General features: G+C 70.8%; 20 protein-coding genes and 4 pseudogenes. 12 read left to right on the top strand and 12 right to left on the bottom strand.

Translation table 11 applies throughout. The features are described from left to right. The first annotated feature begins 93 nt into the window (after positions 1–93). The gene (locus ACZ7OO_RS06150; protein ID WP_471501963.1) at positions 94–1,248 is read left to right on the top strand and encodes an ABC transporter ATP-binding protein; all 1,155 of its coding nucleotides are present in this window, start codon (positions 94–96) and stop codon (positions 1,246–1,248) included. 33 nt (positions 1,249–1,281) lie between these two features. Here the strand turns inward: ACZ7OO_RS06150 and ACZ7OO_RS06155 are convergent, their stop codons facing one another. The 5 genes from ACZ7OO_RS06155 to ACZ7OO_RS06175 form a co-directional block, all read right to left on the bottom strand. Then, positions 1,282–1,878, bottom strand: coding sequence for a hypothetical protein (locus ACZ7OO_RS06155; protein ID WP_471501965.1), 597 nt, complete (start codon positions 1,876–1,878; stop codon positions 1,282–1,284). Between the two features lie 43 nt (positions 1,879–1,921). Beyond that, on the bottom strand, positions 1,922–2,860 hold the full coding sequence (locus tag ACZ7OO_RS06160) for an ABC transporter substrate-binding protein (protein WP_471501967.1): 939 nt from the start codon (positions 2,858–2,860) through the stop codon (positions 1,922–1,924). Continuing rightward, on the bottom strand, positions 2,857–3,528 hold the full coding sequence (locus ACZ7OO_RS06165) for an ABC transporter permease (RefSeq protein WP_471501969.1): 672 nt from the start codon (positions 3,526–3,528) through the stop codon (positions 2,857–2,859). The genes ACZ7OO_RS06160 and ACZ7OO_RS06165 overlap by 4 nt, the downstream gene beginning before the upstream one ends. Next, a complete protein-coding gene (locus tag ACZ7OO_RS06170; RefSeq protein WP_471501971.1) occupies positions 3,525–4,205 on the bottom strand; it encodes an ABC transporter permease in 681 nt (226 codons plus the stop codon). Before ACZ7OO_RS06170 ends, ACZ7OO_RS06165 begins: the two co-directional genes overlap by 4 nt. A gap of 485 nt (positions 4,206–4,690) precedes the next feature. Then, positions 4,691–5,269, bottom strand: coding sequence for a TetR/AcrR family transcriptional regulator (locus ACZ7OO_RS06175; protein WP_471501973.1), 579 nt, complete (start codon positions 5,267–5,269; stop codon positions 4,691–4,693). A 140-nt stretch (positions 5,270–5,409) separates the two neighbouring features. Between ACZ7OO_RS06175 and ACZ7OO_RS06180 the strand changes: the two genes are divergently transcribed. Both ACZ7OO_RS06180 and ACZ7OO_RS06185 read left to right on the top strand, forming a co-directional pair. Beyond that, positions 5,410–6,267 (top strand): AAA family ATPase, encoded by an 858-nt coding sequence (locus ACZ7OO_RS06180; RefSeq protein WP_471501975.1) that lies wholly within the window; start codon positions 5,410–5,412, stop codon positions 6,265–6,267. Then, positions 6,264–7,634 (top strand): VWA domain-containing protein, encoded by a 1,371-nt coding sequence (locus ACZ7OO_RS06185; protein WP_471501977.1) that lies wholly within the window; start codon positions 6,264–6,266, stop codon positions 7,632–7,634. Before ACZ7OO_RS06180 ends, ACZ7OO_RS06185 begins: the two co-directional genes overlap by 4 nt. A gap of 98 nt (positions 7,635–7,732) precedes the next feature. On the opposite strand, the gene ACZ7OO_RS06190 is transcribed toward ACZ7OO_RS06185, so the two are convergent. After that, on the bottom strand, positions 7,733–8,254 hold the full coding sequence (locus ACZ7OO_RS06190; protein WP_471501979.1) for an MFS transporter: 522 nt from the start codon (positions 8,252–8,254) through the stop codon (positions 7,733–7,735). 34 nt (positions 8,255–8,288) lie between these two features. On the opposite strand from ACZ7OO_RS06190, the pseudogene ACZ7OO_RS06195 reads away from it, so the two are divergent. Then, positions 8,289–8,967 (top strand): annotated as a pseudogene (locus ACZ7OO_RS06195) (aldehyde dehydrogenase family protein); the annotation flags it as partial. 80 nt (positions 8,968–9,047) lie between these two features. Here ACZ7OO_RS06195 and ACZ7OO_RS06200 read toward each other — a convergent pair. Together ACZ7OO_RS06200 and ACZ7OO_RS06205 are read right to left on the bottom strand one after the other, a co-directional pair. Continuing rightward, on the bottom strand, positions 9,048–11,324 hold the full coding sequence (locus tag ACZ7OO_RS06200; RefSeq protein WP_471501981.1) for an MFS transporter: 2,277 nt from the start codon (positions 11,322–11,324) through the stop codon (positions 9,048–9,050). A 156-nt stretch (positions 11,325–11,480) separates the two neighbouring features. Continuing rightward, positions 11,481–12,503: a LacI family DNA-binding transcriptional regulator gene (locus ACZ7OO_RS06205; RefSeq protein ID WP_471501983.1), complete on the bottom strand. Its 1,023-nt coding sequence runs from the start codon at positions 12,501–12,503 to the stop codon at positions 11,481–11,483. A 289-nt stretch (positions 12,504–12,792) separates the two neighbouring features. On the opposite strand from ACZ7OO_RS06205, the gene ACZ7OO_RS06210 reads away from it, so the two are divergent. The 7 genes and pseudogenes from ACZ7OO_RS06210 (at position 12,793) to ACZ7OO_RS06240 (ending at position 22,254) form a co-directional block, all read left to right on the top strand. Then, the gene (locus ACZ7OO_RS06210) at positions 12,793–14,721 is read left to right on the top strand and encodes a glycoside hydrolase family 127 protein (RefSeq protein WP_471501985.1); all 1,929 of its coding nucleotides are present in this window, start codon (positions 12,793–12,795) and stop codon (positions 14,719–14,721) included. A gap of 32 nt (positions 14,722–14,753) precedes the next feature. Next, complete coding sequence (locus ACZ7OO_RS06215; RefSeq protein ID WP_471501987.1) at positions 14,754–15,998, top strand: sugar ABC transporter substrate-binding protein; 1,245 nt, start codon at positions 14,754–14,756, stop codon at positions 15,996–15,998. Between the two features lie 7 nt (positions 15,999–16,005). Beyond that, positions 16,006–16,966, top strand: a pseudogene (locus ACZ7OO_RS06220) (carbohydrate ABC transporter permease). Continuing rightward, on the top strand, positions 16,963–17,784 hold the full coding sequence (locus tag ACZ7OO_RS06225) for a carbohydrate ABC transporter permease (RefSeq protein WP_471501989.1): 822 nt from the start codon (positions 16,963–16,965) through the stop codon (positions 17,782–17,784). Before ACZ7OO_RS06220 ends, ACZ7OO_RS06225 begins: the two are co-directional and overlap by 4 nt. Before the next feature lie 146 nt (positions 17,785–17,930). Continuing rightward, the gene (locus tag ACZ7OO_RS06230) at positions 17,931–19,553 is read left to right on the top strand and encodes an RICIN domain-containing protein (protein ID WP_471501991.1); all 1,623 of its coding nucleotides are present in this window, start codon (positions 17,931–17,933) and stop codon (positions 19,551–19,553) included. Between the two features lie 224 nt (positions 19,554–19,777). Beyond that, a complete protein-coding gene (locus tag ACZ7OO_RS06235) occupies positions 19,778–21,247 on the top strand; it encodes a serine/threonine-protein kinase (RefSeq protein ID WP_471501993.1) in 1,470 nt (489 codons plus the stop codon). Positions 21,248–21,288: 41 nt separating this feature from the next. Further along, complete coding sequence (locus ACZ7OO_RS06240) at positions 21,289–22,254, top strand: pirin family protein (RefSeq protein ID WP_471501995.1); 966 nt, start codon at positions 21,289–21,291, stop codon at positions 22,252–22,254. Between the two features lie 655 nt (positions 22,255–22,909). Here the strand turns inward: ACZ7OO_RS06240 and ACZ7OO_RS06245 are convergent. After that, positions 22,910–23,562 (bottom strand): annotated as a pseudogene (locus tag ACZ7OO_RS06245) (IS3 family transposase); the annotation flags it as partial. Between the two features lie 105 nt (positions 23,563–23,667). Next, positions 23,668–24,519, bottom strand: coding sequence for an alpha/beta fold hydrolase (locus ACZ7OO_RS06250; RefSeq protein ID WP_471501997.1), 852 nt, complete (start codon positions 24,517–24,519; stop codon positions 23,668–23,670). A gap of 103 nt (positions 24,520–24,622) precedes the next feature. Between ACZ7OO_RS06250 and ACZ7OO_RS06255 the strand changes: the two genes are divergently transcribed. Continuing rightward, positions 24,623–25,036, top strand: a complete 414-nt coding sequence (locus ACZ7OO_RS06255; RefSeq protein ID WP_471501999.1) for a winged helix-turn-helix transcriptional regulator — start codon at positions 24,623–24,625, stop codon at positions 25,034–25,036. Positions 25,037–25,082: 46 nt separating this feature from the next. Here ACZ7OO_RS06255 and ACZ7OO_RS06260 read toward each other — a convergent pair whose 3' ends face one another. Both ACZ7OO_RS06260 and ACZ7OO_RS06265 read right to left on the bottom strand, forming a co-directional pair. After that, a complete protein-coding gene (locus tag ACZ7OO_RS06260; protein WP_471502001.1) occupies positions 25,083–25,439 on the bottom strand; it encodes a hypothetical protein in 357 nt (118 codons plus the stop codon). Positions 25,440–25,630: 191 nt separating this feature from the next. Continuing rightward, a pseudogene (locus ACZ7OO_RS06265) lies at positions 25,631–25,920 on the bottom strand (RICIN domain-containing protein); the annotation flags it as partial. Positions 25,921–25,962 lie beyond the last annotated feature (42 nt).

Below are 25,962 nucleotides of genomic sequence, written 5' to 3' on the forward strand. Positions count from 1 at the left end.
CCCCTACCGGTGCGCCGTCGCGGGTGACCCGGATGCGGTACGCCGTCCGGCGGCGGGCGAGCGGTCCGGAACGCTCGCGGCTAGCGTGAGGGAATGATCCGGTTCGAGCAGGTCACCAAGCGGTATCCGGACGGCACGACCGCCGTGGACGGCCTCTCCTTCGAGGTGGCGGAGGGTGAACTCGTCACGCTCGTGGGCCCGTCCGGCTGCGGCAAGACCACGACGATGATGATGGTCAACCGGCTCATCGAACCGACCTCCGGCCGGATCCTCGTCGCCGGCGAGGACATCGCCCGGGTCGACCCCGTGCAACTGCGCCGCCGGATCGGCTACGTCATCCAGCAGGTGGGCCTCTTCCCGCACCGCACGATCCTCGACAACACCGCGACCGTCCCGGCCCTGCTCGGCTGGAAGCGGGCCAGGGCCCGCAAGCGTGCCGCCGAACTGCTCGACCTGGTGGGCCTGGACCCCGGGACGTTCGGGCCGCGCTACCCGGACCAGCTCTCCGGCGGCCAGCGGCAGCGGGTCGGCGTGGCCCGCGCGCTCGCCGCCGATCCGCCTGTACTGCTGATGGACGAGCCGTTCGGCGCGGTCGACCCGGTGGTGCGGGAGCAGTTGCAGGACGAGTTCCTCAGCATGCAGGCAGCCGTGCGCAAGACGGTGCTGCTGGTCACCCATGACATCGAGGAGGCGGTGCGGCTCGGTGACCGGATCGCGGTGTACGGGCAGGGGCGCATCGAGCAGTACGACACGCCGGGTGCGGTGCTGGGGACGCCCGCCACGCCGTACGTCGCCGAGTTCGTGGGCGCGGACCGCGGGCTGAAGCGATTGTCGGTGACCGAGATCGAGCCGGACGACCTGGAGCAGCCGCCGGTCGCGCGCCCGGCCGAGTCCGCCGAGAGCGCCGCCGCGCGGCTGCGGGCGGAGGGCGCCCGCTGGGCGGTGGTCCTGGACCCGAACGGCGACCTGCACGGCTGGGTGGGCCGGGACGAGTTGGCGTCGGGCGGCACGGTGGGCGACCTCGCGCACCGGATGACCGCGTGGGTGCCGGTCGGCGCCCCGCTGAAGCAGGCGTTCGGTGTGATGCTCCAGCACGACGCGGGGTGGGTCGCGGTCCTCGACGGCTCACGCTTCCTGGGCGTGCTGACCCCTGCCAAGCTGCACGAGGCGCTGCGCCGCTCGGTGGACGCGGACGCACGCGGCGTCTCGCGAGGTCAGGTGCCGTTCGACTCGGTCTCCGATGCGTGACCGGCAGAGCGGCAGGGTGTCGGACGGTGTTCGTCAGGAGTACGTCATCGGGCAACCGCGGCGCAGCGAGTGCTGGGCGGCCCGCAGATACAGCGCGACATAGAAGGCGGCGTCCAGGTCCTCGCCCCACGGGCCGGGGCGGGCGGCGGCCGCGTCCTCGGCCGGGCCCTCCAGGAACCACATCGTCAGGTCGAGGTTGTCGCAGGCCTCCGGTATCACGTCGACGGGAAGCCCGATCGCAGCCGCCAGCCGCTCTGCGAGGGCGAGCACCTCGGGAGCGCCGGCGACCACCGTCTCGTCGGTGTAGGCGGTTTCGAGGGGCAGCCGGATCTCCTCGTCGAGCGAGACCGGCACCAGCACCGACCAGCCCAGCAGCAGCTCCGCTTCCCCCGGTGCCAGATGTTTCCGGCACAGCGCGCCGAACCCGTCCATGGACGGCACCAGCTTCTCCTCGAACGACAGCCCCGAGCCGCGCACGAGGCCGGCCGCCTCGGGCACCGACTCGTACGGCGCGAGGCCGCGCCGTCTCAACTCCCCGTTGAGGGCCGAGGCGACGGCACCCTTGCCGCCCTCCTCCGCGTCCTCGTCGAACCACTCCTGTGCGGCGACGCTCACCAGATAGATCCCCATGTCCCGAAACGTACCGCCCGCCACTGACAACGGGCACCGGCCGTCACTTGACCAGGCCCTTGTCCCGCAGATACGTCCGGGCCACGTCCTGGGCCAGCCGTCGCCAGCTGTCCACCTGCTGGTTCATGGAAGCCAGATCGGCGGTCGTCAGGACGTCGTTGAGCCTGCCGAGCGTCTTCGTCACACGCTCGCTACCCGCCCGCGCGCGGTTGACGACCGGGACGACGTAGTCGGCGTTCTGCAGGTGCCTGTCGTCGGCGAGGAGGACCAGGCCGAACTGGTCAAGGGTCGCGTCCGTGGTCGTGGTCAGCACCATCTGGTCCTGCCCGTTCTGCACGGCCCGCTTGGCCTGGGTGGTGCCGACGCCCTTGGGGTCGACGCCGGTGATGTCGATGCCGTACACCTTCTTCAACCCCGGCTCGCAGTAGGGCCGTTGTACGCACTCGTCACCCGCCGCGAGCCGCACCTTCAGTCCCGAGGCGCCGAGGTCGCTGAGCGTCTTGAGGTGGTGCTGTCGGGCGTAGGCGGCGGTGACCGCGAAGGCGTTCTGGTCCACCGCCCGCCCGGGGTCCAGGACCGTGAGGCCGCGCGGTGTGGCGAGGCGGCGCAGCGCCTTCATCGTGGTGGCGAGGTCGGGCGAGCCCACCGGCGGTGCGTCGGGGCCGTTGGCCTTGGCGTTGAGCCAGTCGGCGAAGGTGGCGGCGTACTCGGGGACGACATCGATCTGCCCGGATACCAGGGCGGGTTCGTAGATCTCGCGGTTGGCCACGGTGATGAAGGAGGTCCGGTAGCCGGCCTGGTTCAGCAGTTGCGCGTACATCTGGGCGAGCAGGTCGCTCTCGGTGAATCCGGCGGAGCCGATGGTCAGGTGCCGGCTGTCGCCCGGGGGTGCGGTGACCTCGCCGCGGTTCTCCAGGGAGGGGCCGGTGGTGCAGGCGGTGAGCACGAGGAGTACGGCGACGGCCGCCGTACGGACTCTCATCGCGAGCCCCGCACCCAGACCGGGGCGAGCCGCTCGGCGAGTTCGAAGACACCCTCGACGATCAGTGCGAACACGGCGACCAGGATCGCCCCCGCGACCACCTGGGGTGTACTGGCCAGGTTGAATCCGGCGGTGATGATCCGCCCCAGCCCTCCCCCGCCGGCCAGCGCGGCGATGGTCGCCGTGGCCACGAGCTGGACGGCGGCGATCCGCACCCCGTTGAGAACCAAGGGGAGCGAAAGGGGCAGTTCTGCGTGAAACAGCATCTGTCGTCCGGTCATCCCCATGCCGCGCGCCGCCTGCACGATGCTCCGGTCGACCTCGCGCATCCCGACGTAGGCGTTGGTGAGCAGGGGCGGTACCGCGAACAGCACCAGGGCCACCACCGTGGGACCCTCGCCCCATCTGCCGATGGGGGTGAGGAGCAGCAGGACCAGGACGGCGAAGGTGGGTACGGCACGGCCGACGTTGGAGATGTTCACCGCGAGCGCGCCACCCTTGCCGAGATGACCGAGGATCAGGGCGACCGGCAGTGCGATCAGACAGCTGATGACGAGGCACACCACGGTGAGGACGAGGTGCTGGAGCAGCCGGTGGCCGATCCCGTCGTCGCCCGCCCAGTGCGCGGGGTCGGTGAGCCAGTCCCAGGCGTCGGCGAGCGTCGTCATGCGCGGGCCGCCCGTGTCCACGGGGTGAGCAGCCGCTGCACACCGAGCAGCAGCAGGTCTGCGGCGACGGCGATCAGTACGCACAGTACGGAGGCGGTGAGCACCTGGGCCTTGAAGTAGGTGTTCATGCCGGCGTAGATGAGATTGCCGAGCCCGCCGAAGCCGACGATCGCGCCGACGGTGACCAGGGAGACCGCCGAGACGGTGGCGATGCGCAGTCCGGCCATCGCGGCAGGCAGCGCGAGGGGCAGTTCGACGGTGACCAGGAGGCGAATCGGGCCGTAGCCCATGCCGCGGGCGGCCTGTCGGGTCTCCTCCGGGACGGCCCTGAGGCCCGCGAGGATGTTCCGGACGAGCAGGGTGAGCGAGTAGAGCACCAGCCCGGCGACGACAAGAGTGGCCGAGAGGCCGTAGACCGGCAGGAGCAGGGAGAACATCGCCAGGGACGGGATGGTGTAGAGGATCGTCGTGACGCCGAGGACGGGGCCGGCCGACCAGCGCCAGCGGCGGGCCAGCACGGCCAGCGGGACGGCGATGACAAGGCCGATGAGCACCGAGACCGCGGTGAGCCGGAGGTGCTGGCCGACCGCGTCGAGGAGGATCTGGCGGCGGCTGCTCAGATAGGCACCGCAGATCCACTCGTTGCGCGCGAGGCAGTCGTTCGGGGGCGCGGTCACCTGTCCATTGCATCGGGCGGCCAACAGCCTCGGCGCGTTGTGGTCACCCGTCCGGGTCGCCGAAGGGGCGGGCGGGGCGGCAGGGACACGTGGGCCAAGCGCGCCGATCATCGCCGGAAGGCGGTCGGCCCCACGGGGGCATCCGGGCCGGGCGGCGACGGCTCCCACGAGGGGCCGAACGCGCCGCCCCTTGGCAGACGGCAGCGGCCCCCACGGGGACCTCCAAGCCGGACGGCGACCGCTCCCACGAGGGCATCCGAACCGGCGAAACCGAAGGAACGCGCTACACCACGGCACCCCCGAAGACAGACCGCAGCAGCAAGAACGTCCGGGTCGAACGCGCCACTTCACACCGAACCGCAGCGGCGCCCTCCATGTCGCCTCCCGGCCCGGACACAGGCCGCGGCGGCCAGGGGCGCCTGGGCCAAGCGTGCCAGTCCACGACGAGTGGCGACCGGTCCCCCGGCGCGTCCCGGCCGGCCGCGCTACTCCATACCTCCCGCGTCCATCAGCGCCGTCGCCGTTCCCGTGGCCAGCCCGTCGTCCAGTCGTTCGATGTGGGCGCCGGCGCGGGCGCTGGCGCCGTCGAAGAGCAGCATCAGCTGGCGGGCCAGGACGGCCGGAGCCGTCGCGCCGCCCTGTTCGGCCTGTTCCCGGAAGAAGGTCTCCAGCCGGTCCTTGGCCGCACGGGCCACCGCGCTGGCCGGGTGCTCGGGGTCCTTCAGCTCCACCAGGACCGCGAGGTACGGGCAGCCGTGGTAGTCGGGGTTCACGGAGCCCTTCTCCAGCCGCTCGAAGACGTAGAGGATCCGCTCGCGGGCCGTGGCCGACACGTCGGCGTCGTCGGTGGGCGTCAGCTGCGCCTCGTACCAGGGCCTGCGGCGTTCCAGGCTGGCGGCCAGCATCTCGTCCTTGCTGTCGAAGAGCTGGTACATCGAGCGCTTCGACACCCCGGCCGACCTGCACAGCGCCTCGACGCCGATGGAGACACCGTCGCGGTAGAAGAGCTGGGCGGCGGCGTCGAGCAGCCGGTCGCGGGGGGACGCCTTGTCAGTGGTGGCCATAGGCCCGAGGTTACCGCGCGAGAACCAGTTGGGAAACCGATCGGTATACAGGGTGGCAGGCGAGGTGAACAAGCGCTTAGATAGGAGCCCGCACCTGCTTGACGTATGTGTTCCATGACCCGATCAGCCGGAGGCCCCCGTTGTTCACTTCCGTCGACGACGTCTCCGTCCGCCTCGCAGAGACCGGCTATCTCGCCTCCCCCGCCGTCGCCACCACCGTCTTCCTGGCCGACCGGCTGGGCAAACCGCTCCTCGTCGAGGGCCCCGCCGGCGTCGGCAAGACCGAGCTGGCGAAGGCCGTGGCCGAGGTCGCCGGCGCCCGGCTGGTGCGGCTGCAGTGCTACGAGGGCGTGGACGAGTCCCGGGCGCTGTACGAGTGGAACCACGCCAAGCAGCTGCTGCGCATCAGCGCCGGCCGGGACGAGACCTGGGACGAGGCCCGCACCGACATCTTCAGCGAGGAGTTCCTGCTCCCCCGCCCGCTGCTCACCGCGATCCGGGGCGACGACCCGAAGGTGCTGCTGATCGACGAGACCGACAAGGCCGACGTCGAGGTGGAGGGCCTGCTCCTGGAGGTGCTCAGCGACTTCCAGGTGACCGTCCCCGAGCTGGGCACGGTCACCGCGACCCGCCGCCCCTTCGTCGTGCTCACCTCCAACGCGAGCCGTGAGCTGTCCGAGGCGCTGCGCCGCCGCTGTCTGTTCCTGCACATCGGGTTCCCGGACGAGGAGCTGGAGCGCAGGATCGTACGGCTGAAGGTGCCGGGGCTCACCGAGGCGCTCACCGAGTCCGTCGTCCGGGTGGTCGGTGCGCTGCGGGCGATGGATCTGCGCAAGGTGCCGTCGGTGGCCGAGACGATCGACTGGGCGCGCACCCTGCTGGCGCTGGGCGCCGACACGTTGGACGAGCAGGTCGTACGGGATTCCCTGGGCGTGATCCTCAAGCACCAGGACGACATCCAGAAGGCGGCCGCCAAGCTGGACCTGGACGCGCTGTGAGCACAGCGGCACCCGCCCCGGCCGACCTCGCCGACCGGCTCACCGGTCTGGTGGGGGCGCTCAGGGCGCATGGGGTGCGGGTCGGTACCGGAGAGACCGTGGACGCGGGACGGGCGGTGGCGGCGCTGGGCCTGGCGGACCGGGAGTTGCTGCGCGAGGGACTGGCCGCGACCCTGCTGCACGGCACGGGCCAACGGGCCGTGTTCGACCAGGTCTTCGACCTCTACTTCCCGCGCGGGGTGGGCGGGCCCGGCGCCGAGTCCGCCGACCGGGACGAGCTGCGGGAGCGGCTCGCGGCCGCGCTGGCCGACGACGACACCGCGCTGCTGCGGCAGTTGGCGGCGCAGGCGGTGGACGGCATGGGCGGATACGGGAGTTCGCCGGGCTCGGACGGCTGGTCGTCGTACCAGACACTGGACCGGCTGCGGCCGCAGACGCTACTGGCGCGGGTGCGGGCGGACCTCCGGGCGCGGGGCACGGACCCGGGGTTCACGGACCGGCTGCTGGACGACGAGATCCGGCGGCGGATCGAGGCGTTCCGGGGCATGGTCGCGGCGGAGGCCCGGCGCCGGGTGGCCGAGCGGCGCGGACGGGACGAGATCGCCCGGCGGGCGGTGGCGCCGAGCGCCGACCGGGTGGACTTCCTGTTCGCCGGCCGGGACCAACTCGCCGAACTGCGCAGGGCCGTTCAGCCGCTGGCCCGCAAGCTGGCCACCCGGCTGGCCGCGCGCCGCCGCCGCGCCGCGCGGGGCACCATCGACCTGCGCCGCACGCTGCGCGGTTCGCTGTCCACGGGTGGGGTGCCGATGCGGCCGGTGCTGCGCCGGCGTCGGCCGGTCCGGCCCGAACTGGTGCTGCTGTGCGATGTGTCGGGCTCGGTGTCGGGGTTCTCGGACTTCACGATGCTGCTGGTACAGGCGTTGCACGACCAGTTCAGCAAGGTCCGGGTGTTCGCCTTCGTCAACCGGATCGACGAGGTGACCGGCCTGCTCGAACACGGCCGGGCCGACCCGGAGGGGCTCGGCGCCCGGATCCGCGCCGAGGCGACGCTCACCGGCTGGCACGGCAGCAGCGACTACGGGGTCGCGCTCGGCGAGTTCGCGGAGCGTTACGGCGCGGCGGTGGGCCCGCGCAGCACGGTGTTCGTGCTCGGCGACGCCCGCACCAACAACCTCGACCCCAACCTCCCCGCCGTCCGCCGGATCGCCGGACAGGCACGCCGGGTCTACTGGTTGAACCCCGAGGCGCGCTCCCTGTGGGGCACCGGCGACTCGGCGGCACCCGACTACGCGGAACTGGTGGAGATGTACGAGTGCCGTACGGCCCGCCAGCTCAGCGGGCTGATCGCACGGCTGCTGCCGGTGTGACGGACCGGGTGCCGTCACCTGCGGACGGTGACGGCACCCGGTGATCTCTCAGTCCGTGATCGGTCGCCCGCCGTGCCTGCTCTGCCACGGCGCCGGCCTCACCTGGCCGGTTCGGGCTCCTCCAGCACGCCCACGGTCGGTGTGGCGGCCCCGCGACCGCGGACGGTCAGACCGAACAGGGCCACCAGGAAGGCGACGGCGGCCAGGGCTGCCGCGCCGAGCAGGCCGCTGCGGGCCGCGGCCGGGAAGTCGTGGTGGCCGGCGAGGAGCCGGCTGAAGTAGAGGGAGCTCGCCAGGGCGGTGCCCAGGGAGGTGCCGATCTTCATGCCGGTCTGGTAGACGCCGGCCGCCGTACTGCCCTCGCGGCGTGGGACCAGCTGAAGGGCGAGGGTCTGGTTGGACGCGATGACGCAGCCGGCACCGCAGCCGGCCACCAGCAGCGGCAGGGCCATCAGCAGGAACATGTTGTCGCCGGGTCCCGAGGCGCCCACCACCAGGGCGGTGGCCGCGAGGCCCAGCGCGGTGAGGGCGGTGCCGGCGATCACCAGCGGGCGCCCGACGCGGTGCACGACCCGGCCGCTGACGACACCGCAGACCGCGGAGCCCACGGTGAAGAGCACCGTGCACAGGGACGCCTTGAACGGCGAGTAGTGCGTACTGCCGGACGCGGATCTGGAGCGTGCCGCCTCGACCGCCGCCTGGGGCTCCTTCTTCCACCAGGGTCAGGTCTGCATGACCACCGGCCGCCATCTGGTGCACGCCTCGATTGCGGACGAGTACGTCGAGCGGCTCGCGCAAAAGGCCGCACAACTGCCGGTCGGCAACCCGGACAAGGAGGAGGTCGCGCTCGGCCCGGTCATCGACGCGGGCCAGCGGGACAAGATCCACACCCTGGTCACCGCCAGCGTCGACGGCGGCGCCCGGCTGGCGGCCGGGGGCACCTACCGGGACCTCTTCTACCGGCCCACCGTCCTCACCGGCGTCACCGACGTCTCCCCGGCCTACGCGGAGGAGGTCTTCGGTCCGGTGGCCCCGGTGCGCACCTTCACCGACCTCGACGAGGCGGTCGCCCTGGCCACCGCCACCCCCTACGGGCTGTCCCTGGGCATTCTCACGGCCGACGTGATGCGCGGCCTGGACCTCGCCGAGCGCATCCCCACCGGCCTGGTCCACATCAACGACCAGACCGTGAACGACGAGGCCGAGGCCCCCCTTCGGCGGCGTCGCCGGCTCCGGCACCGGCGCCCGTTTCGGCGGCGCCGCCAACATCGAGGCCTTCACGGAGACCCGCTGGATCACGGCCCGGTCGGCCCAGGCGCCGTATCCGTTCTGACGCGACGGCACGCCGTGGCAGCCCGGTCCGGCCGGGGCCTCGGTTCGGCCAGGGCTTCGGTTCGGCCGGGGCCGGGTGAACTACGTGCTGCGATGGGAGAGTTCGATGTCGTGGTCGTGGACGTCGGCACCGGAGACCAGCACCCCGGCGGCGTGCGGCGGGTAGCCGGTCGCGATGACCGTGTACGAGCCGGTGTCCAGGTCGGAGAAGGCGTACGCGCCGTCGTCCCCGGTGGTGGTCGTGGCGACGACATTGCCGGCGGCGTCCACCAGCGTGACCCGGGCGTCGCCCAGCGGTCCCCCGGCGCCCCGTACCGTGCCGCGCACATGGGCGCCCGGCCGCAGCTCGACCTCGATACGGGTGACCCCGGTCCCGGCGATCTCGACGGGCAGGGCGAGCGGCCGGCGCTTGGGCGAGCTGACGGCGAGGGTCACGGTGCCCGGCACCAGGTCGCCGACCGCGAACTCACCGAGCCCGTCGGTCTGCTGGGTGGTGAGCACGTCCCCGCGCACATCGGTGACGACCACCACGGCTCCGGCGACCGGCGCCCCGCTGTCGGCGGCCCGCACCAGTCCGGCCAGGCCGCTGGTGCCGCTGAGCAGCACGTCGTACGCGACCGGTTCGGTGCCCACGACCAGGGTGGTGGCCTGTGGCTGGCAGCCGTCGGCGGAGGCTATGAGGACGTACGTTCCCTCGCCGGGCGCCGCAACGGCGTAGCGGCCCTCGGCGTCCGCGACCGCGCGGCCGAGCTGGCGGCCGCCCAGGGAGATCAGGGTGACGGCCGCCCAGCCGACGCCGGTTCCGTCGGCGCCGCGCACCCGTCCGTGCACCTGGACGCCGTCGTCGGCGAGGGAGACGGTCATCGGGGTTCCTTTGGCACCCACCGGTGCTTCGGGTGCCGCCTCGGTCAGGGCCTCCGGCACCCCGGCCACCGCCGCGGCCGGCTTCCGGCGCGGGATGAACGCGGCCACCAGCAGCGCGAGGACGGCCGCGCCGGAGCCGACCGCCATGACCACCTTGAAGCCGTTCTCCGAGGGCACGGTGACACCGCCGAAGACGTTCGTCATCTGGGCCAGGATCACCCCGGCGACCGCACTCGCGGTGGACGTACCGATGGACCGCATCAGGGTGTTGAGGCTGTTCGCTGCGGCCGTCTCGTGCGGGTCGACGGCGCCCATGATGAGCGCGGGCATCGCACCGTAGGCGAAGCCGATACCGGCGCCGACGATGCAGGAGACCAGGACGAGCTGCCAGACGGCGTCCATCAGCACGATGTTGAGCCCGTACCCGGCGGCCACGATCACCGCGCCGCACATCAGCGTGATCTTCGGGCCGAAGTTCCTGGAGATGAGGGCCGAGACGGGCGCCGTCGCCATCATCACCAGGCCGGTCGGGGCCATCACCAGCCCCGCGTCGAGCAGTGACTTGCCAAGACCGTAGCCGGTCGCCTCAGGCAACTGCAGGAGCTGCGGAAGCACCAGGGACATCGCGAACATGGAGAACCCGAAGGCGATCGAGGCGAGGTTCGTCACCAGGACCTGGCGGCGGGCGGTGGTGCGCAGGTCGACCAGCGGTTCCCGGGTGCGCAGTTCGTAGAAGCCCCAGGCGAGCAGGACCACCACGGCGGCCCCGAACAGACCGAGCGTGGTGCCGCTGCCCCAGCCCCAGTCGGCGCCCTTGGAGATGCCGAGCAGCAGACAGACCAGGCCGGCCGCCATGCCGAGGGCGCCGGGCAGGTCGAAGCGTCCGCCGGTGCGCACCCTGGACTCCGGCACGAGCAGCATGACCAGCACAGCGGCGACGACGCCGAGCGCGGCCGAGGTCCAGAACAGCACATGCCAGTCGAAGTGGTCGGCGATCAGCGCGGCGGCGGGCAGACCGAGCGCACCGCCGACGCCGAGGGAGGCGCTCATCAGGGCGGTGGCGGAGCCGAGCCGTTCGGCGGGGAGTTCGTCGCGCATGATGCTGATGCCGAGCGGGATCACACCCGAGGCCAGGCCTTGCAGCGCCCGGCCGACGATCATCGGCACGAGGGAGTCGCTCAGCGCGGCCGTGACGGAGCCGACGACCAGCATGACCAGGCTGGTCAGCAGCATCAGCCGCTTGCCGTACATGTCGCCGAGCCGCCCCATGACGGGCGTGGCGACGGCGGCCGCGAGCAGAGTGGCGGTGACGGCCCAGGCCGCATTGGACGCCGAGGCGTCGAGCAGCTTCGGCAGCTGCGGCACGATGGGGATCACGAGGGTCTGCATCAGCGAGACCACGATCCCGCCGAAGGCCAGCACCGCGACGACTACGTTGGTCCGCGGCGCGGCGGGCTCCCCTGCCTCTATCGGCCGGGGCTGTGCATGGGACATGGTCGAGCCTCCGTAGGGCCACTCGAGTCTGCACGACGCTCCCGAATGTAAGTCACTTGATTTACTTAAGCAAGTACAGTCGGATCCTGTGCGACGGAGGTGAAGATTCCGCACGTGCCCACGTTTTGCTGCCGCCACCCGCCCCCGCCATCCGGCTCAGCTCGACTCGCGCACCACCAGGCGGCACGGCACCGTGTGCACCCCGGGTGCCGGTTCGGCGTCGATGGCCTGGAGCAGTCGCAGCGCGGCGATCCGCCCGATCTCGGTCAGGTTCATGTCGACGGTGGTGAGCGGCGGACGGCAGGCGAGGGCCATCGTGTCCCAATTGTCGTAACCGACGACGGCAATGTCCCCCGGCACGTCCTTGCCGCGCTCGCGCAGCGCGTCCGCCACCCCTCGGGCGATCTGGTCGTTGCCGCAGAAGACGGCGTCCGTGTCGGGTGCCGTCCGCAGCACCGCGTCGGCGGCCCGCCGCCCCCAGGCCTCGCTCCACTCCCCGAAGTGCACCCGCCCGGTGGCGAGTTGGAGGGACACCCCGGCCAGGTGCCGGACGGCGTGCTCGGCGCGGTCCCGGGCGGCCTGGTGGTGCTCGGGCCCGGTGACATGGGCGATCCGGGTACGACCGGTGGCCAGCAGGTGTTCCACGGCGAGCCGGGCGCCGCCCCGGTCGTCGGTGACGACGGAGGTGTCGGCGGGGTCGGTGGACGGCGAGAGGGCGTACACGACCGGGATCGCCGGATCGATGCCGGACAGGGGCGGACGGGGGTCGGTACGGCGGCCGGTGACGATGATGCCGTCGACCCTTCGGTCGGTGAGGTTGCGCAGATGATGCTGTTCGCGAATGGCGTCGCCGCGGGTGTCGCAGAGCATCACGGAGATCTTCCCGGCGCCGAGCGCGTCCTCGGCACCGAGCAGCACCGGGGTGCTGAATCGGCCGATGCCGTCCGTCGTCATCAGGCCGACCGTCCAGCTGCGGCCGCTGTGCAGACTCTGCGCATGCTGGTTGGGCCGGAACCCGAGCGCCTCCACCGCGTCCAGCACCCGTTGCCGGGTCTCCGGGCGCATCCGGCCGGCGCCGTTCAACGCCTTGGACGCCGTGCCCACACTGACGCCGGCGAGCGCGGCGACATCGGCGAGCCTGGCCCGGCCGGCAGGCGGAGAGTCTGGAGCAGAGGTCACGGGCAAACCTTTTCCTGGACGATGAGTCGGCGGTGCTGCGGGCCTTGCGACGACATAGCCGCCCCACATCGTCGCAGTCACCGGCACGAAGGACCAGACCTGCCGGGCAAGTTGAAAAAGCCGTGCCGGACGTCTTGACCCCTCCCCTTGACTGCCCTGTACTTCTCGGCGAGAAAACGATTGCGCAGAGTGGTTCCGCGCCGCAGCGCACCCCAAGTTCCGGACGGCGTTCGGCATTTCGAAAACGTCGGCGCCCAGGCACTCAGCCCCTCCCCACCCCCGGAGAGCCATGCCCCGCACCCGCCCCGGTCGGCCCGCCCCGACCGGCCCGATCCGTCTGACCCCCGACGCCCGCAGCACGCTGCGCCCGGCAGCCGTCGCCATCGAGGGCGGCTTCTGGCACGACCGCCGCACCACCAACGCCCGGATCTCCCTCCCCCAGGGCCCGGACCTGCTGGAGTCCGCCGGAAACCTGCACAACCTGCGGCTGGCGGCCGGCACGGCCGAGGGTGAGTTCCAGGGCGCGTACCCGTTCGTCGACACGGACGTCTACAAGTGGCTGGAGGCGGCGTCCTGGCAACTCGCCCAGGGGGACGACTCGTCACTGGCCGCCGACGTGGAGCGGATAGTCGCCCTGGTGGCCGCCGCGCAGCAGCCCGACGGCTATCTCAACACCTGGTTCCAGCTGGTCAAGGGCGGCGAACGCTACCAGGACCTGCGCTGGGGGCACGAGTTGTACTGCGCGGGCCATCTCATCCAGGCGGCCGTGGCCCACCACCGCTCCACCGGGCGCCCCGAACTCCTGGAGGTGGCACGTGGTTTCGCCGACCACATCGACTCGGTCTTCGGCCTTCCCGGCAGCGGCAGGCCCATCGACGGCATCGACGGCCACCCGGAGGTCGAGACCGCCCTGGTGGAGCTGTACCGGGAGACCGGTGAGCGCCGCTATCTGGACCTGGCCGCCTACTTCGTGGACCGGCACGGCCATGGCCTGCTCGGCTTCGAGGCCTACTGCCAGGACCGGGTCCCGCTGCGCGAGGCGACGAACGTCGAGGGCCATGCCGTACGGCAGTTGTATCTGCTGGCGGCCGCGGCGGACCTGGCGGCGGAGACCGGGGACGCCGAACTGCGGTCGGCCGGAGAGCGGTTGTGGTACGCCATGACGACCACCAAGACGCATCTCACCGGCGGGCTCGGCGCCCACCACGACGCAGAGGACTTCGGCGATCCCTACGAACTGCCCAACGAGCGGGCCTACTGCGAGACCTGCGCAGCGATCGCCTCGGTGCAGTGGAGCTGGCGGCTGGCTCTCCTCACCGGTGAGGCCCGCTACTCCGACCTGATCGAGCGCACCCTCTTCAACGGCTTCCTCGCCGGGGTCTCACTGGACGGCGAGCGGTGGCTGTACGTCAACCCGCTCCAGGTCCGCGACGGCCACACCGACACCGGCGGCGACCAGTCGGCCCGCCGCACCCGCTGGTTCCGCTGCGCCTGCTGCCCGCCCAATGTGATGCGGCTGCTGGCCGGCCTGGAGCACTATCTGGCGTCCAGCGACGGACAGGGCCTGCAGATACACCAGTTCGTGACCGGGACCTACGAGGCCGACCGGGTCCGGGTACGCGCCGAGACGGACTATCCCTGGCACGGCACGATCGGGTTCACCGTCGAGGAGACCCCGGCCGACGCCCCCTGGACGCTGTCGCTGCGCATCCCGCAGTGGTGCCGGGACTTCCGGGTGCGGTGCGGCACCGAGACATACGAGCGGTCCGACGCCCCGGTGGACGAAGGCTGGTTGCGGCTGACGCGCACCTGGGAGCCGGGCGACCGGGTACTCCTCGAACTCGGCCTCGAACCCCGGCTCACCGCGGCCGACCCACGGGTGGACGCCGTACGCGGCTGTGTGGCGATCGAGCGGGGGCCGCTCGTGTACTGCCTGGAGCAGGCCGACCATCCGGGCGGCGGTCTGGACGACATCGTCCTCGACCCGTCCCGTCCGCCGGCCGTCAAGCACCGCCCGGACCTGCTCGGCGGCGTCACCACCGTGGTGGCCGCCGGACACCGGCGGCGCATCCCCGACCAGGGCTGGTGGCCGTACGCCACCACGGACGAAACCGGTCCCGAACCCGACCGCGAACCGGTCGAGTTGACCGCGATCCCGTACCACGTGTGGGCCAACCGCGAGGACGGCAGCATGCGCGTCTGGCTCCCCACCACCTGAGACACCCAGTCCTACGACAACGAGGTCACCCCGTGATACCCACCCGCCGTACCCTCATGGTCACCGCCGTCGTCCTCGGCACCCTAGCCTCCCTCACCGCCTGCGGTGGCGGTTCCGGCTCCTCGGGATCGTCGTCCCCGGCCGGCGGCACGTACACCTTCTGGGACCCGTATCCGCAGTTCGACGCCTCCTCGGACTGGGGCAAGCGGGTCACCGCGTGCGGCACCGCGGCCGGGGTGAAGCTCAAGCGGACCACGTACGACACCACCGACCTGGGCAACAAGGCGCTGCTGGCCGCGCAGCAGGGCAACGCGCCGGACGTGATGCTGGTCGACAACCCGGTCGTCTCCACGCTGGTGGAGGCGGGGATCCTCAACAAGACCGGTGACCTCGGCCTTGACACCTCGTCGATCCAGAAGAACATCATCGGGGCCGGCGCGATCGACAACGCCTCCTACGGCGTCCCCATCGGCGCCAACACCCTCGCGCTCTACTACAACAAGAAGATCCTCTCCGCCGCCGGTGTCGACCCGGCCTCGGTCAAGGACTGGGGGTCGCTCACGGCCGCGCTGAAGAAGGTGAAGGCGGCCGGGAAGAAGGGGATCACCTTCTCGGCGATCAACACGGAGGAGGGCAGCTTCCAGTTCCTGCCGTGGTTCTGGGGCGCGGGCGGCGACCTCACGAAACTCGACTCCGCCAAGGGAGTTGCCGCCCTGGCACTGTGGCGGCAGTGGGTGGACGCGGGATACGCGCCGAAGGACGTACTGCAGAACACCCAGACCACCAGCTGGCAGGAGTTCGCCACTGGAGACTACGCGTTCAGCGAGAACGGCACCTGGCAGCTCGGCAACGCCGACAAGGCCGGTTTCCCGTACGGGGTCATCAACATCCCCGCACAGGACGGCGGTTCGGCGCCGGTGCCGACCGGGGGCGAGTTCGTGACCGTGCCCGTGCAGCAGGACTCCTCACGCTACGACGTCAGCAAGAAGATCGTCACCTGCCTGACCAGCGACTCCAGCCTGCTGGCCACCGACACCACGCTCATGTACGTGGCACCCACCTCCGCCGTACAGGCCGAACAGGTCAAGAAGAAGCCGGAGTTGAAGCCCTGGGTGGCGGCGGTCGCGGCGGCCCGGGGCCGTACCAGCGGCGGTCTCGGCACCAAGTACCCGACGATCTCCCAGCCCCTGTGGACGGCCGTCCAGGCGGCGCTCTCGGGGAGCAAGAGCCCGCAGGAGGCGCTGAACACGGCCCAGTCCAGCGCACAGAAGGGCTAGGCCCGGTATGACCGTCGCCCGGGTCGACCATCGGCGGCGCGCACCGGCCGCCGCCGCGGAGGCGAGCGAAGCCGGTGCCCGGTCCCTGCGCCGCAGGCGGCGAATGACCGCACTCGCCTTCGTGACACCGCTGCTCGCCTACCTCGCCGCCTTCTACGCCTATCCGCTCTATCGCAACCTCGATCTGAGTCTGCGCGACTACACCGTCCGGTCCTTCGTGGCGGGCGACGCGCCCTTCTCCGGCTGGGACAACTTCCGGACGGTGCTGGACGATCCGACGTTCGGGCCGGCGATGCGGCACACGATGGTCTTCACCCTCGTGTCGATCGTCTTCCAGTACGTGATCGGGCTCGCCCTCGCGGTCTTCTTCAACCGGCACTTCAGGCTGTCGACCGTGCTGCGGGCGCTGTTCCTGATTCCCTGGCTTGCTGCCGCTGATCGTGTCCGCTTCGACCTGGTCGTGGATGTTCAACAGCGAATCGGGAGTGGTGAACTACTTCCTGCACTTCTTCGGCGTGGCCCCCGTGGGCTGGCTGACCTCGCCGGACTGGGCGCTGACCTCGGTGATCGTCGCCAACATCTGGATCGGCATCCCTTTCAACCTGGTCATCCTGCACAGCGGACTGCAGAACATCCCCGGCGAGCTGTACGAGGCGGCGGCTCTGGACGGCGCGGGCGCCTGGCAGCAGTTCCGCCGGATCACCTTCCCGCTGCTGCGCCCGGTGTCGGCCATCACGCTGCTCCTCGGGCTCGTGTACACGCTCAAGGTGTTCGACCTGATCTGGATCATGACCAAGGGCGGTCCTGGCGACACTTCCTCCACCCTGGCCACCTGGTCGTACCAGTTCGGCTTCGGGACGCTGCTGCCCAAGTTCGGTCCCGGTGCGGCCGTCGGCGACATCCTGATCCTCATCGCCCTGGCCTTCGGCCTGCTGTACATCCGCGTCCAGAGGAGGCAGGAGGCGTGAAGTCCCGTACAGGAGACCGTCGGTACACCGTCATCGGCCTTCTCCTCACCGCGCTGATGCTGTTCCCGGTGTACTGGATGCTCAACGTGTCCCTCACCCCGCAGCAGGACATGCGCAAGAGCCCGCCGGACCTGTTCCCGCTGCACCCCACCTTCGAGGGCTACCGGGCCGTCCTGGACGACCAGTTGCCCTACCTCGGCACCAGCCTGCTCATCGGCCTCGGCACGGTCGCCCTCACCCTCGTCCTCGCCGCCCCGGCCGGGTACGCGCTGGCGAAGCTGCGTCCGCGCGGCGCCGGTGCCCTGGGCCTGGCCCTCCTCATCGCGCAGATGGTCCCCGGGATCGTCATGGCGATGGGCTTCTACGGCATCTTCCTGGACCTCGGCCTGCTCGACTCCTGGTGGGGCCTGATCGTCGCGGACTCCACCATCGCCGTGCCGTTCGGCGTCATGATCTTCACCGCGTTCATGTCGGGCATCCCCGGCGAGCTGATCTCGGCAGCCCGGATCGACGGCGCCGGCACCTGGCGCACCTTCCGGTCGGTCGTTCTCCCCCTGAGCCGCAACGCGGTCGTCACCGTCTCACTGTTCGGCTTCCTGTGGGCCTGGTCCGACTTCGTCTTCGCCAACACCCTCGACGGCGGCGGCAGTTGGAAGCCCATCACCCTCGGCATCTACAAGTACATCGGCAACAACAACCAGGAGTGGAACGCGATCATGGCCACCGCCGTGGTCGCGTCGATCCCCGCGGCCGTCCTCCTGGTCCTCGCCCAGCGCTATGTGGCCGCGGGCGTGACCGCGGGCGCGGTGAAGGACTGAACCCTCCGACTCCCCCGATTCCCTGAGGAGATCCATGTCATGAGCCGCATCACCCTCAGACTCGCCCTCGGCGCCCTGGCACTCGCTGCCGCCCCGGCACCGCGGCCCCCGCCGAGGCGGCGCCCACCTCCTCCACCACCCTGGTGGTGAGCGCGAACCAGACCCTGCGCCCGGTCACGCACGTGGCCTCGGGCAGCCTGTACGGCCTGGACACCGCGAGCGTCCCGGCCGACGGTCTGGTCGAGCCGCTCAAGCCCAACACCTTCGTGCAGATGGCGCCCGGCGGCAGCCAGCTGCCCAACGGCGAGCCCAGCCCGGGCGGTGACGCCCTCGTCGTCGCCCCCGAGGCGGCCAGGGCCGGCGCCAAGGTCGTCGTACGCATGCCGGACTGGTATCCCAACTTCCCCTACAAGTGGGTGAGTTGGAGCGACTGGCTGGCCGCCGTGGACAAGCAGGTCGCCTCGGTGAAGTCCTCCGGCGCCACCAACATCGCCGCCTACGAGCTGTGGAACGAGCCGGACTGGACCTGGGACACCTCGGCGGCCGGCAGCTTCGACTCCGGGTGGGCGACGACGTACAAGGAGGTCCGTGCGAAGGATGCCAGCACCGCGATCCAGGGCCCGAGTTACTCGGCGTGGAACCAGAGCTGGATGAGCACGTTCCTCACCGATGCCAAGGCCAGCGGCACCGTCCCCGACATCATCGCCTGGCACGAGCTGCAGGGCTCGCAGAACATCGCCGCCCATGTCGCCGCCTACCGAGCCCTGGAGACCAGCCTCGGTATCAGCCCCCGCCCGATCGCCATCGAGGAGTACGGCACCACGAGCGAGGTCGGCGTCCCCGGACCGCTCGCGAGCTATGTCGCCAAGTTCGAGCGGGCCGGTGTGCACGACGCCGAACTCGCCTTCTGGAATCACTACGGCACCCTCGGCGACACCCTCACCGACACCGGCGGCTCACCGAACGGGGCGTACTGGCTGTACAGGTGGTACGGCGACATGTCCGGGAACATGCTGGTCACCACACCCCCGGCGCAGACGGGTATCGACGGCTTCGCCTCCCGTAACGGCGCGGGCAACCAGATCAGCGTGGTCACCGGCGGCTGCACCGGTTCGTGTGCCGTCACCGTCAACGGACTGTCGTCGCTCTCCGCCTTCGGCAGCACCGTGCACGTCAAGCTGGAGTACACGCCCTCCAAGGGCCGCACGACCGCGGTCTCCGGGCCGATCACCGTCTCGGACACCGACTACACGGTCAGCGGCGGCTCGATCACCGTGCCCGTGACCATGAACGCCTCCGACGGCTACCACCTGACCATCACCCCGAGCGGCACCGCCACCTCGCTGGCCGGGCGCTACCAGATCACCAACAGGAACAGCGGCCTGGCCCTGGACACCAACGGCGCTGGCACCGCACAGGGCACCGCCGTCGTCCAGGCGACGGCCACCACGGGCACCGACCAGAACTGGACCCTGGTGGCCGCCGGCAACGGCCTCTACAAGATCCAGCAACAGGCGAGCGGGCTGCTCCTCGGCATCACGAACATGGGTACCACCGGCGGCGGTACGGCCCTGATCTGGGGGGACAACGGCACCGCCGACCACCTCTGGCAGCTGATCCCGTCCGGCGACGGCTACTACAAGATCGCCAACTACAACAGCGGGCTGCTGCTCGGGGTGAACAACATGAGCACCTCGTCCGGCGCCCAGGTCCTCCAGTGGGACGACAACGGCACCGCCGACCACCTCTGGAAGCTGACAGCGCGCTGACGTACCCGACAGTGAACCACCGCACACACGGGAGAGGCTGGAGCCGGGAATCGTAGCCGTACAACGGTCTTCCCTCTTGATTCGCAGCAGAAAAAGGCCCGGGCGGCCGCGCCTTCGCAGGCCGACTGCCCGGGCCTCCGGAACCTCCCCACAGGTGATCAGGAACGGGCGGTTATCGTGACGGGACCGATCGAACGCGGACAGAGCTGGCGGAGGACGGGGCGGTGTCGGAGGAAGGGCGGCTGGTCGCCGGGCGGTACCGGCTGACCGAGCGGATCGGTCGCGGCGGCATGGGCACCGTGTGGCGGGCCGACGACGAGGTGCTGGCCCGGCAGGTCGCGCTGAAGCAGATCCACGCCCGCCCGCAGCTCTCCTACGACGAGCTGGCCACCCTCTACGAACGCACCCGCCGGGAGGCCCGCAGCGCCGCACGGGTCGTACACCCCAATGTCGTCGTCGTGCACGACGTGGTGGAGGACGGCGGCCGCCCCTGCATCGTCATGGAGTACGTCCCCGCGACCACCCTCGCCGACCTCCTCGACGGCGGACGGACGCTTGTGCCCGAGGAGGCCGCCCGGATCGGGCTCGGCATGGTCGCCGCCCTGCGGGCCGCGCACGCCGCCGGCGTTCTGCACCGGGACGTCAAGCCCGGCAATGTGCTGCTCGGACCGGACGACCGGGTCGTCCTCACCGACTTCGGTATCGCGCTGACCGCCGGGTCGTCGACGCTCACCCAGACCGGGCAGATGGTCGGCTCGATCCCCTATATGGCCCCGGAGCGGCTGCGCGGCCTGACGCCCGGACCGGCCTCGGACCTGTGGTCGCTGGGGGCCACGCTGTACCAGGCGGTGGAGGGCCGGCCGCCGTTCAGGCGCGAGACCGCGATGGAGACGGCGTACGCCATCGTCACCGACCCCGTCGAGCCGATGAAACAGGCCGGCCCGCTGGAGCCGCTCGTCCGACTGCTGCTCTCCAAGGACCCGGCGGACCGGCCTTCGGCCGAGCGGACGGAACGGGCGCTGCTGGCCACCTGGTCGGGAGCCGTGACGGAGCTGGTGCGGCCGACCGAACCGGTGCGGGCTCCTGCTCCCCCGGCAGCCCCCGGTGCCCGGCGCAGGCGGCGCGGCCGACGCGGCCGCCTCGCCCTGGTCGCCGGTGCCGTCGCCCTGGCGGCGGCCGCGGGCACCGCCGTGACGCTCCTGCACACGCCCGCCAGGAAGACGCCGACGAGCACGCCCGCGTCCTCCCCGCTCCCCCGGGGATACCACCGCGTCACCGACAAGAGCCTCGGCGTCTCCTTCCCGGTACCCGACGACTGGACCGTCGGCACCCGCGCCACCGACGAGGTCAGCTACAAGGACCCGACCGGTCTGGCCGGTGTCACCATCGGAACGGTGGACCCGGCCGGTGCGAACCCGATCACGCACTTCGCCGACATCGAGACCAACACCAAGGTCAACTACCCGACCTACCGCAGGCTGCGAATGCAGCGGACCGACTTCCGGGGACAGCCCGCCGCGATCTGGGAGTTCACCTTCCAGGGCCGGGCCCGCGCCTTCCGCGCCATCGACCTGGGCTACGGCAGGGAAGGCGGCCGGGAGTACGACATCTACCTCTCCGCGCCGGACGCCGCGTGGGAGACCTACCGGCCGGTCTTCGACAACGTGAGGGACGGGTTCCGCACGACGGGCTGACCGCTCGGCAACCGTGACCTTCGGCCGCTAGGTTGGGCGGCATGAGCAACCTTGACCGCGCGCCCGTACCGAGCGTGTGCGGTGGCCGCGGATTCGTCGTCGCCGAACCCGTCCGCGAGCTGCTGAGCCCCCGCCACGTGCAACTCGGCGAGTCGACCGAGGTGCGCCGGCTGCTGCCGAACCTCGGCCGTCGCATGATCGGCGCCTGGACGTTCGTCGACCACTACGGCCCCGACGACATCGCCGACGAGCCCGGGATGCAGGTACCGCCGCATCCCCACATCGGGCTGCAGACGGTCAGCTGGCTGCACCAGGGCGAGGTGCTGCACCGCGACTCGACCGGCAGCCTGCAGACCATCCGGCCCAGGGAACTGGGGCTGATGACCTCGGGCCGGGCGATCAGCCACTCCGAGGAGAGCCCCAAGTCGCACGCGCGGTATCTGCACGGCGCCCAGCTGTGGGTCGCGCTGCCGGACGCCCACCGGCACGCCGAGCCGATGTTCGAGCACCATCCCGACCTGCCGAAGGTCACCGCGCCCGGCCTCACCGCGACCGTCATCCTCGGCACCCTCGACGGCGCCGCCTCGCCCGGTACGACGTTCAGCCCGATCGTCGGAGCCGACCTGGCGCTGACGCGGGGGGCCGATCTACGGCTGCCACTGGAGCCCGACTTCGAGTACGGCGTGCTGGCGATGTCCGGCGAGGTGCGTGTCGACGGCGTACCGGTGCTCCCGGGCTCGATGCTCTACCTCGGCTGCGGCCGCACCGAACTGCCGCTGCGCGCCGAGTCGGACGCGGCGATCATGCTCCTCGGCGGCGAGCCGTTCGAGGAGGAGCTCGTGATGTGGTGGAACTTCGTCGCCCGGACACAGCAGGAGATCGAGCAGGCCCGCGAGGACTGGATGAGCGGGTCGCGATTTGGGGAAGTGAAGGGTTACGACGGAGCCCCCCTACCCGCCCCCGAACTGCCGCCGGTGCCGCTCAAACCGCGGGGAAGAGTGCGCTGAGCTGGGACTTCGCCCCCTGTCCACACATCGCCGGGCGAGGTGAAACACACCCCGCCCGGTGCACCCAGATAGCGCGAGCGAAACCGCTTTACACCACTCGATCCTTCGCACCTCGAAGTGCAGGATTCGCCAGCCGTAGTCGGCTTTGATCGGACTGATGCTGACTCAATGCTGACTTTACTGACAGGCAGTCAGATCCTCCGGGAGGGCTCCGCTCTCGCTTCACGCCCCACACTCACCTCGGCGTTCTCGGACTGGCACCGCGAGTCACCTACAAGCCGCTCCTCCCAGGGCGAGCGAAAATCCCCAGCCCCCGAGGACCCATGCTGACCGCAGCCCCGGTTATGGGGTCTCCACAAACGCAACACGCGACAGTCCTGGCTAATGACACCAGGCAACCTGCGCATTTTCGCAACCGGCCTGCCCGGCCGGGCTGGGACCACCCCGGCATGTGCGGGGAGCAGACGCTGGCGCTGGGGAACCTGCGCCAGGGCCCGCGAACATCCCCCCGGCACCGGGAGCAGACCCGCAACCGAAACGCCGTCGTGCAAGACGAAGGAAACATCCTCGCGGGCGCGAGGAGCAGGCGACCGAGCAGGAGCAGCAGGCGCAGGCTCTGGGAACATTCCCGCGGGCGCGGGGAGCAGACTGCTTGGAACTTCCGGTTGACCAGGTCATCGGAGGTGACGACACCTCGCAGGCGCTTGATCCGCACCGGTCCGGGCAGTCCGTAGATCCCGGCCTGTGTCATCAGCACCGACACGGTCCTCGATCACACCTGGATGCCCATGCCCAGGGTGAGCTCGGCGTGGACGCGGCGGTAGCCGTAGGTGCCGCGTGTGGCGACGTGGACCTCCCGGATAAGCCCGGTCAGCCACTCCCGTCGCAGCTGCCGCGGTGTGGTCGGGGTGCGCTTGTGTTTGTAGTAGTTCTGCCGGGCGACCCCGAGGATCCGGCAGCATCGGTCGACCGGTGCCCCGGCATCGAGGAGACGGTCGATCACCGGGTAGAGCCTTTTGGGGCCGGCTTGTCCTCGCCGAGGAACTTGGCGGTTTTGCGGACGATCTCGAGCTCGGTTTCCAGCTCGCGGATTCGTCGCCGCGCTGCACGCAGCTCTGCGGACTCCTCCGAGACCCTGCCAGGGCGCCGGCCGTTGTCGATGTCGTCCTGGCGCAAGCACTTCGACAACGTGACCGGATGGATGCCGAGGTGAGCTGCCCCGAGTTTCGTAGAGTCCGGTGATCTTGTTTCAGGCGGACTGCGGGGTCTGCTCCTGGTTCCGCCGGAAGTCGCGTTCGTACTCGGCAGGTGGCGCGTAGTCGAGCGCGGAGTGAAGACGCTCTGGCATCAGGGACTCCACAAATCTCAGTACAGCTCACTTAGGGCGTGTATCGAATGTCAGCCCCGCCCCGGTCACGCTGCTTTCGCGTCCTCACCGGCCAGGAACGGATGCAGCAGCGTGAGCAGGGCGCGTGGCCGGTGCAGCGGGATGATGTGGCCACAGTTTTCGATGACGTGTCCGGTGAGATCGTCGGTGACCGGGCGGAGTTGGCGTTCCAGCGCAGGACCGACGGGCCGGGCGCCCAGCGCCATCGTCGGTACCGTCAGGCGGGCAGTGGCGACCGCCTGCTCGATCTGTACCGCGCTCTCGGGCAGGGCCCGGTAGTACGAGAATGCGCAGCTCAACGCCTGGCGTCCGGTGTATGCGCGAACGAAGGCGTCCCGGAGGGCGGGGCGCACTCCGTCGCCCATCGTGCCGGCGCTCAGAAACCAGTCGACGTAGGCGGCCTCGTGGCCCTCCAGCACGGTCTCGGCAAGGGCGGCCGCGGCGGAATGGAAGCCGAACCACCACGGCGGCCCGTCGGCGAGGAAGTCCTCGGCGCCGGGCAGCCTGCCCAGCAGGGACTCCATGACGACCAAGCGCCGGACGAGACCGGGGCGGCGCAGGGCGAGGAGGAAGGCCGGCGGGGTGCCCGCGTCTATGCCCACCACCGCGGCCGAGGACACGCCGAGCGTGGTGAGAAGCGCCGCGGCGTCCTCGGCCAGGGTGCCCGCGTCGTACCCGGAGGCGGCCCGGCTGCTCGCGCCGAACCCGCGCAGGTCCGGCGCGATGACGCGGTAGCGGCCGGACAGATCGGTCATGACGTCCGTCCACAGCTCCCAGGTGTGCGGGAAGCCGTGCAGCAGCAGGACGGCCGGGCCTGATCCGGAGAGGGCGACGTTAAGTTCGATACCGTTGGCGAGGACGCGTCGCAGCTCGGGCATGGAGGGACTCCGGGGGCTTGGTGAGTGATGGTGACCAGGTCACGCTAGGGAACTATCCTGGACCGCCCAAGACGGCACTTTCCCTTCAGGTGGTGAGCCCCAGGTGACCACGTCGAGGCCTGGCGGACGTGACCAGCGGGCCGGTGAGCACGGGGACCTGCTGGATCCGCGCTGCCCGACCCGCCAGTTGCTCGACCGTATCGGCACCAAGTGGACGTCGATGGCGGTCAAGGTGCTGGCCGAGGAGGCTCCGGGTGAGCTCCGTTTCGCGGAACTGCGGCGCCGTATCCCGGGCATCTCACAGAAGATGCTGTCCGTCACCCTGCAGAGCCTGGTCCGCGATGGCCTGGTCGCGCGCCGCGTGGAACCCACCGTGCCGCCCGCCGTCCACTACCGGCTCACCGAGCTCGGCCTGTCCCTCGAAAGACCGCTCTCCGCACTGCGGGTCTGGGCCGAGACACACATGCCGGAGATCGACCGCAGCAACCAGCTCGCCGACGAGTCACCCCCCAACTAAGGCTTGTCCCGCAATGAACTTCAGTAAAGATCCGACTGGACCTCGGTCAGTCGATGCCTTCGACGATGCGGAAGTCGCGCTCGACGCCGTCGGAGAGGGAGATCAACGGCGCCGTACTCCTTGAGTCGCAGAAGCACATCATCCACGGGGTCGATGAAGTAGCCGTTGCCGACGTCCGCCCAGGTGACGTCGCCGATGCTGGTTGGAAGGTGGCTAGGTCAGCAGGGACGAGGCGCACTTGGGCAAGCCTGCGAGCCGCGGCCTGGTCGTCGTGGTCGGCCAGCCGGACCTCGTTGGTGCCCGGGGGAAAGCCATGCCGGGGCTCGAACTCGTCGGTCATTGCAACGGCCGCGGCGGCCAGCACAGCGCTGTTGACCGCCCCCCTGAGGACCTCGAGCTTCATTGCTCTCCTCCTTCGCAACGGTTCGCCGTCTTCGGCAGAGACGCCGTCACGGCCGGGGGGGGGACCGCGTCCGTGCCGGCGCAGGCGCAGGCGCAGGCGCAGGCGAGAGACGCCCTCAGTCTTCGCCGTCGCACCAGCCGGTGGGCGCGGGGTGGTGTCCGGCCGCCTGGGTGCCCGGCCCGACGTGGGCATCAGTTCTGCAGACGCCACTGGTGGTTCGCCCCGCCCGTACAGCTCCACAGCTGGAACCTGGTGCCGTTGGCGGTGGCTTCGCCGTTGGCGTCGAGGCACAACCCTGACTGCACCCCTGTGTCGTGCCGTTGGCATTGCCGTTCCACTGCTGGTTGGCCTGTCCGTTGCAGTCCCAAATCACCGCCGCCGTGCCGTCGGCGGTCCCTTGGCCGGAGGCGTCCAGGTATTTGCTGCCGTAGACCACGAGCTGCTTGCCTGCGGTGTAGGTCCACCGCTGGTTGGCGCCGCCGTGAAGGCCGCCCGGCCGACGTGCGACCCCTCGGGGCGCGGC

Source organism: Streptomyces sp. NPDC111744, assembly GCF_055634995.1.

Coding starts and splice junctions, on each gene's coding strand:
- ACZ7OO_RS06200 (WP_471501981.1), bottom strand. CDS start 11,324: ATGTCCCATGCACAGCCCCGGCCGATAGAGGCAGGGGAGCCCGCCGCG.
- ACZ7OO_RS06210 (WP_471501985.1), top strand. CDS start 12,793: ATGCCCCGCACCCGCCCCGGTCGGCCCGCCCCGACCGGCCCGATCCGT.
- ACZ7OO_RS06150 (WP_471501963.1), top strand. CDS start 94: ATGATCCGGTTCGAGCAGGTCACCAAGCGGTATCCGGACGGCACGACC.
- ACZ7OO_RS06240 (WP_471501995.1), top strand. CDS start 21,289: ATGAGCAACCTTGACCGCGCGCCCGTACCGAGCGTGTGCGGTGGCCGC.
- ACZ7OO_RS06160 (WP_471501967.1), bottom strand. CDS start 2,860: ATGAGAGTCCGTACGGCGGCCGTCGCCGTACTCCTCGTGCTCACCGCC.
- ACZ7OO_RS06260 (WP_471502001.1), bottom strand. CDS start 25,439: ATGAAGCTCGAGGTCCTCAGGGGGGCGGTCAACAGCGCTGTGCTGGCC.
- ACZ7OO_RS06165 (WP_471501969.1), bottom strand. CDS start 3,528: ATGACGACGCTCGCCGACGCCTGGGACTGGCTCACCGACCCCGCGCAC.
- ACZ7OO_RS06250 (WP_471501997.1), bottom strand. CDS start 24,519: ATGCCCGAGCTGCGACGCGTCCTCGCCAACGGTATCGAACTTAACGTC.
- ACZ7OO_RS06155 (WP_471501965.1), bottom strand. CDS start 1,878: ATGGGGATCTATCTGGTGAGCGTCGCCGCACAGGAGTGGTTCGACGAG.
- ACZ7OO_RS06175 (WP_471501973.1), bottom strand. CDS start 5,269: ATGGCCACCACTGACAAGGCGTCCCCCCGCGACCGGCTGCTCGACGCC.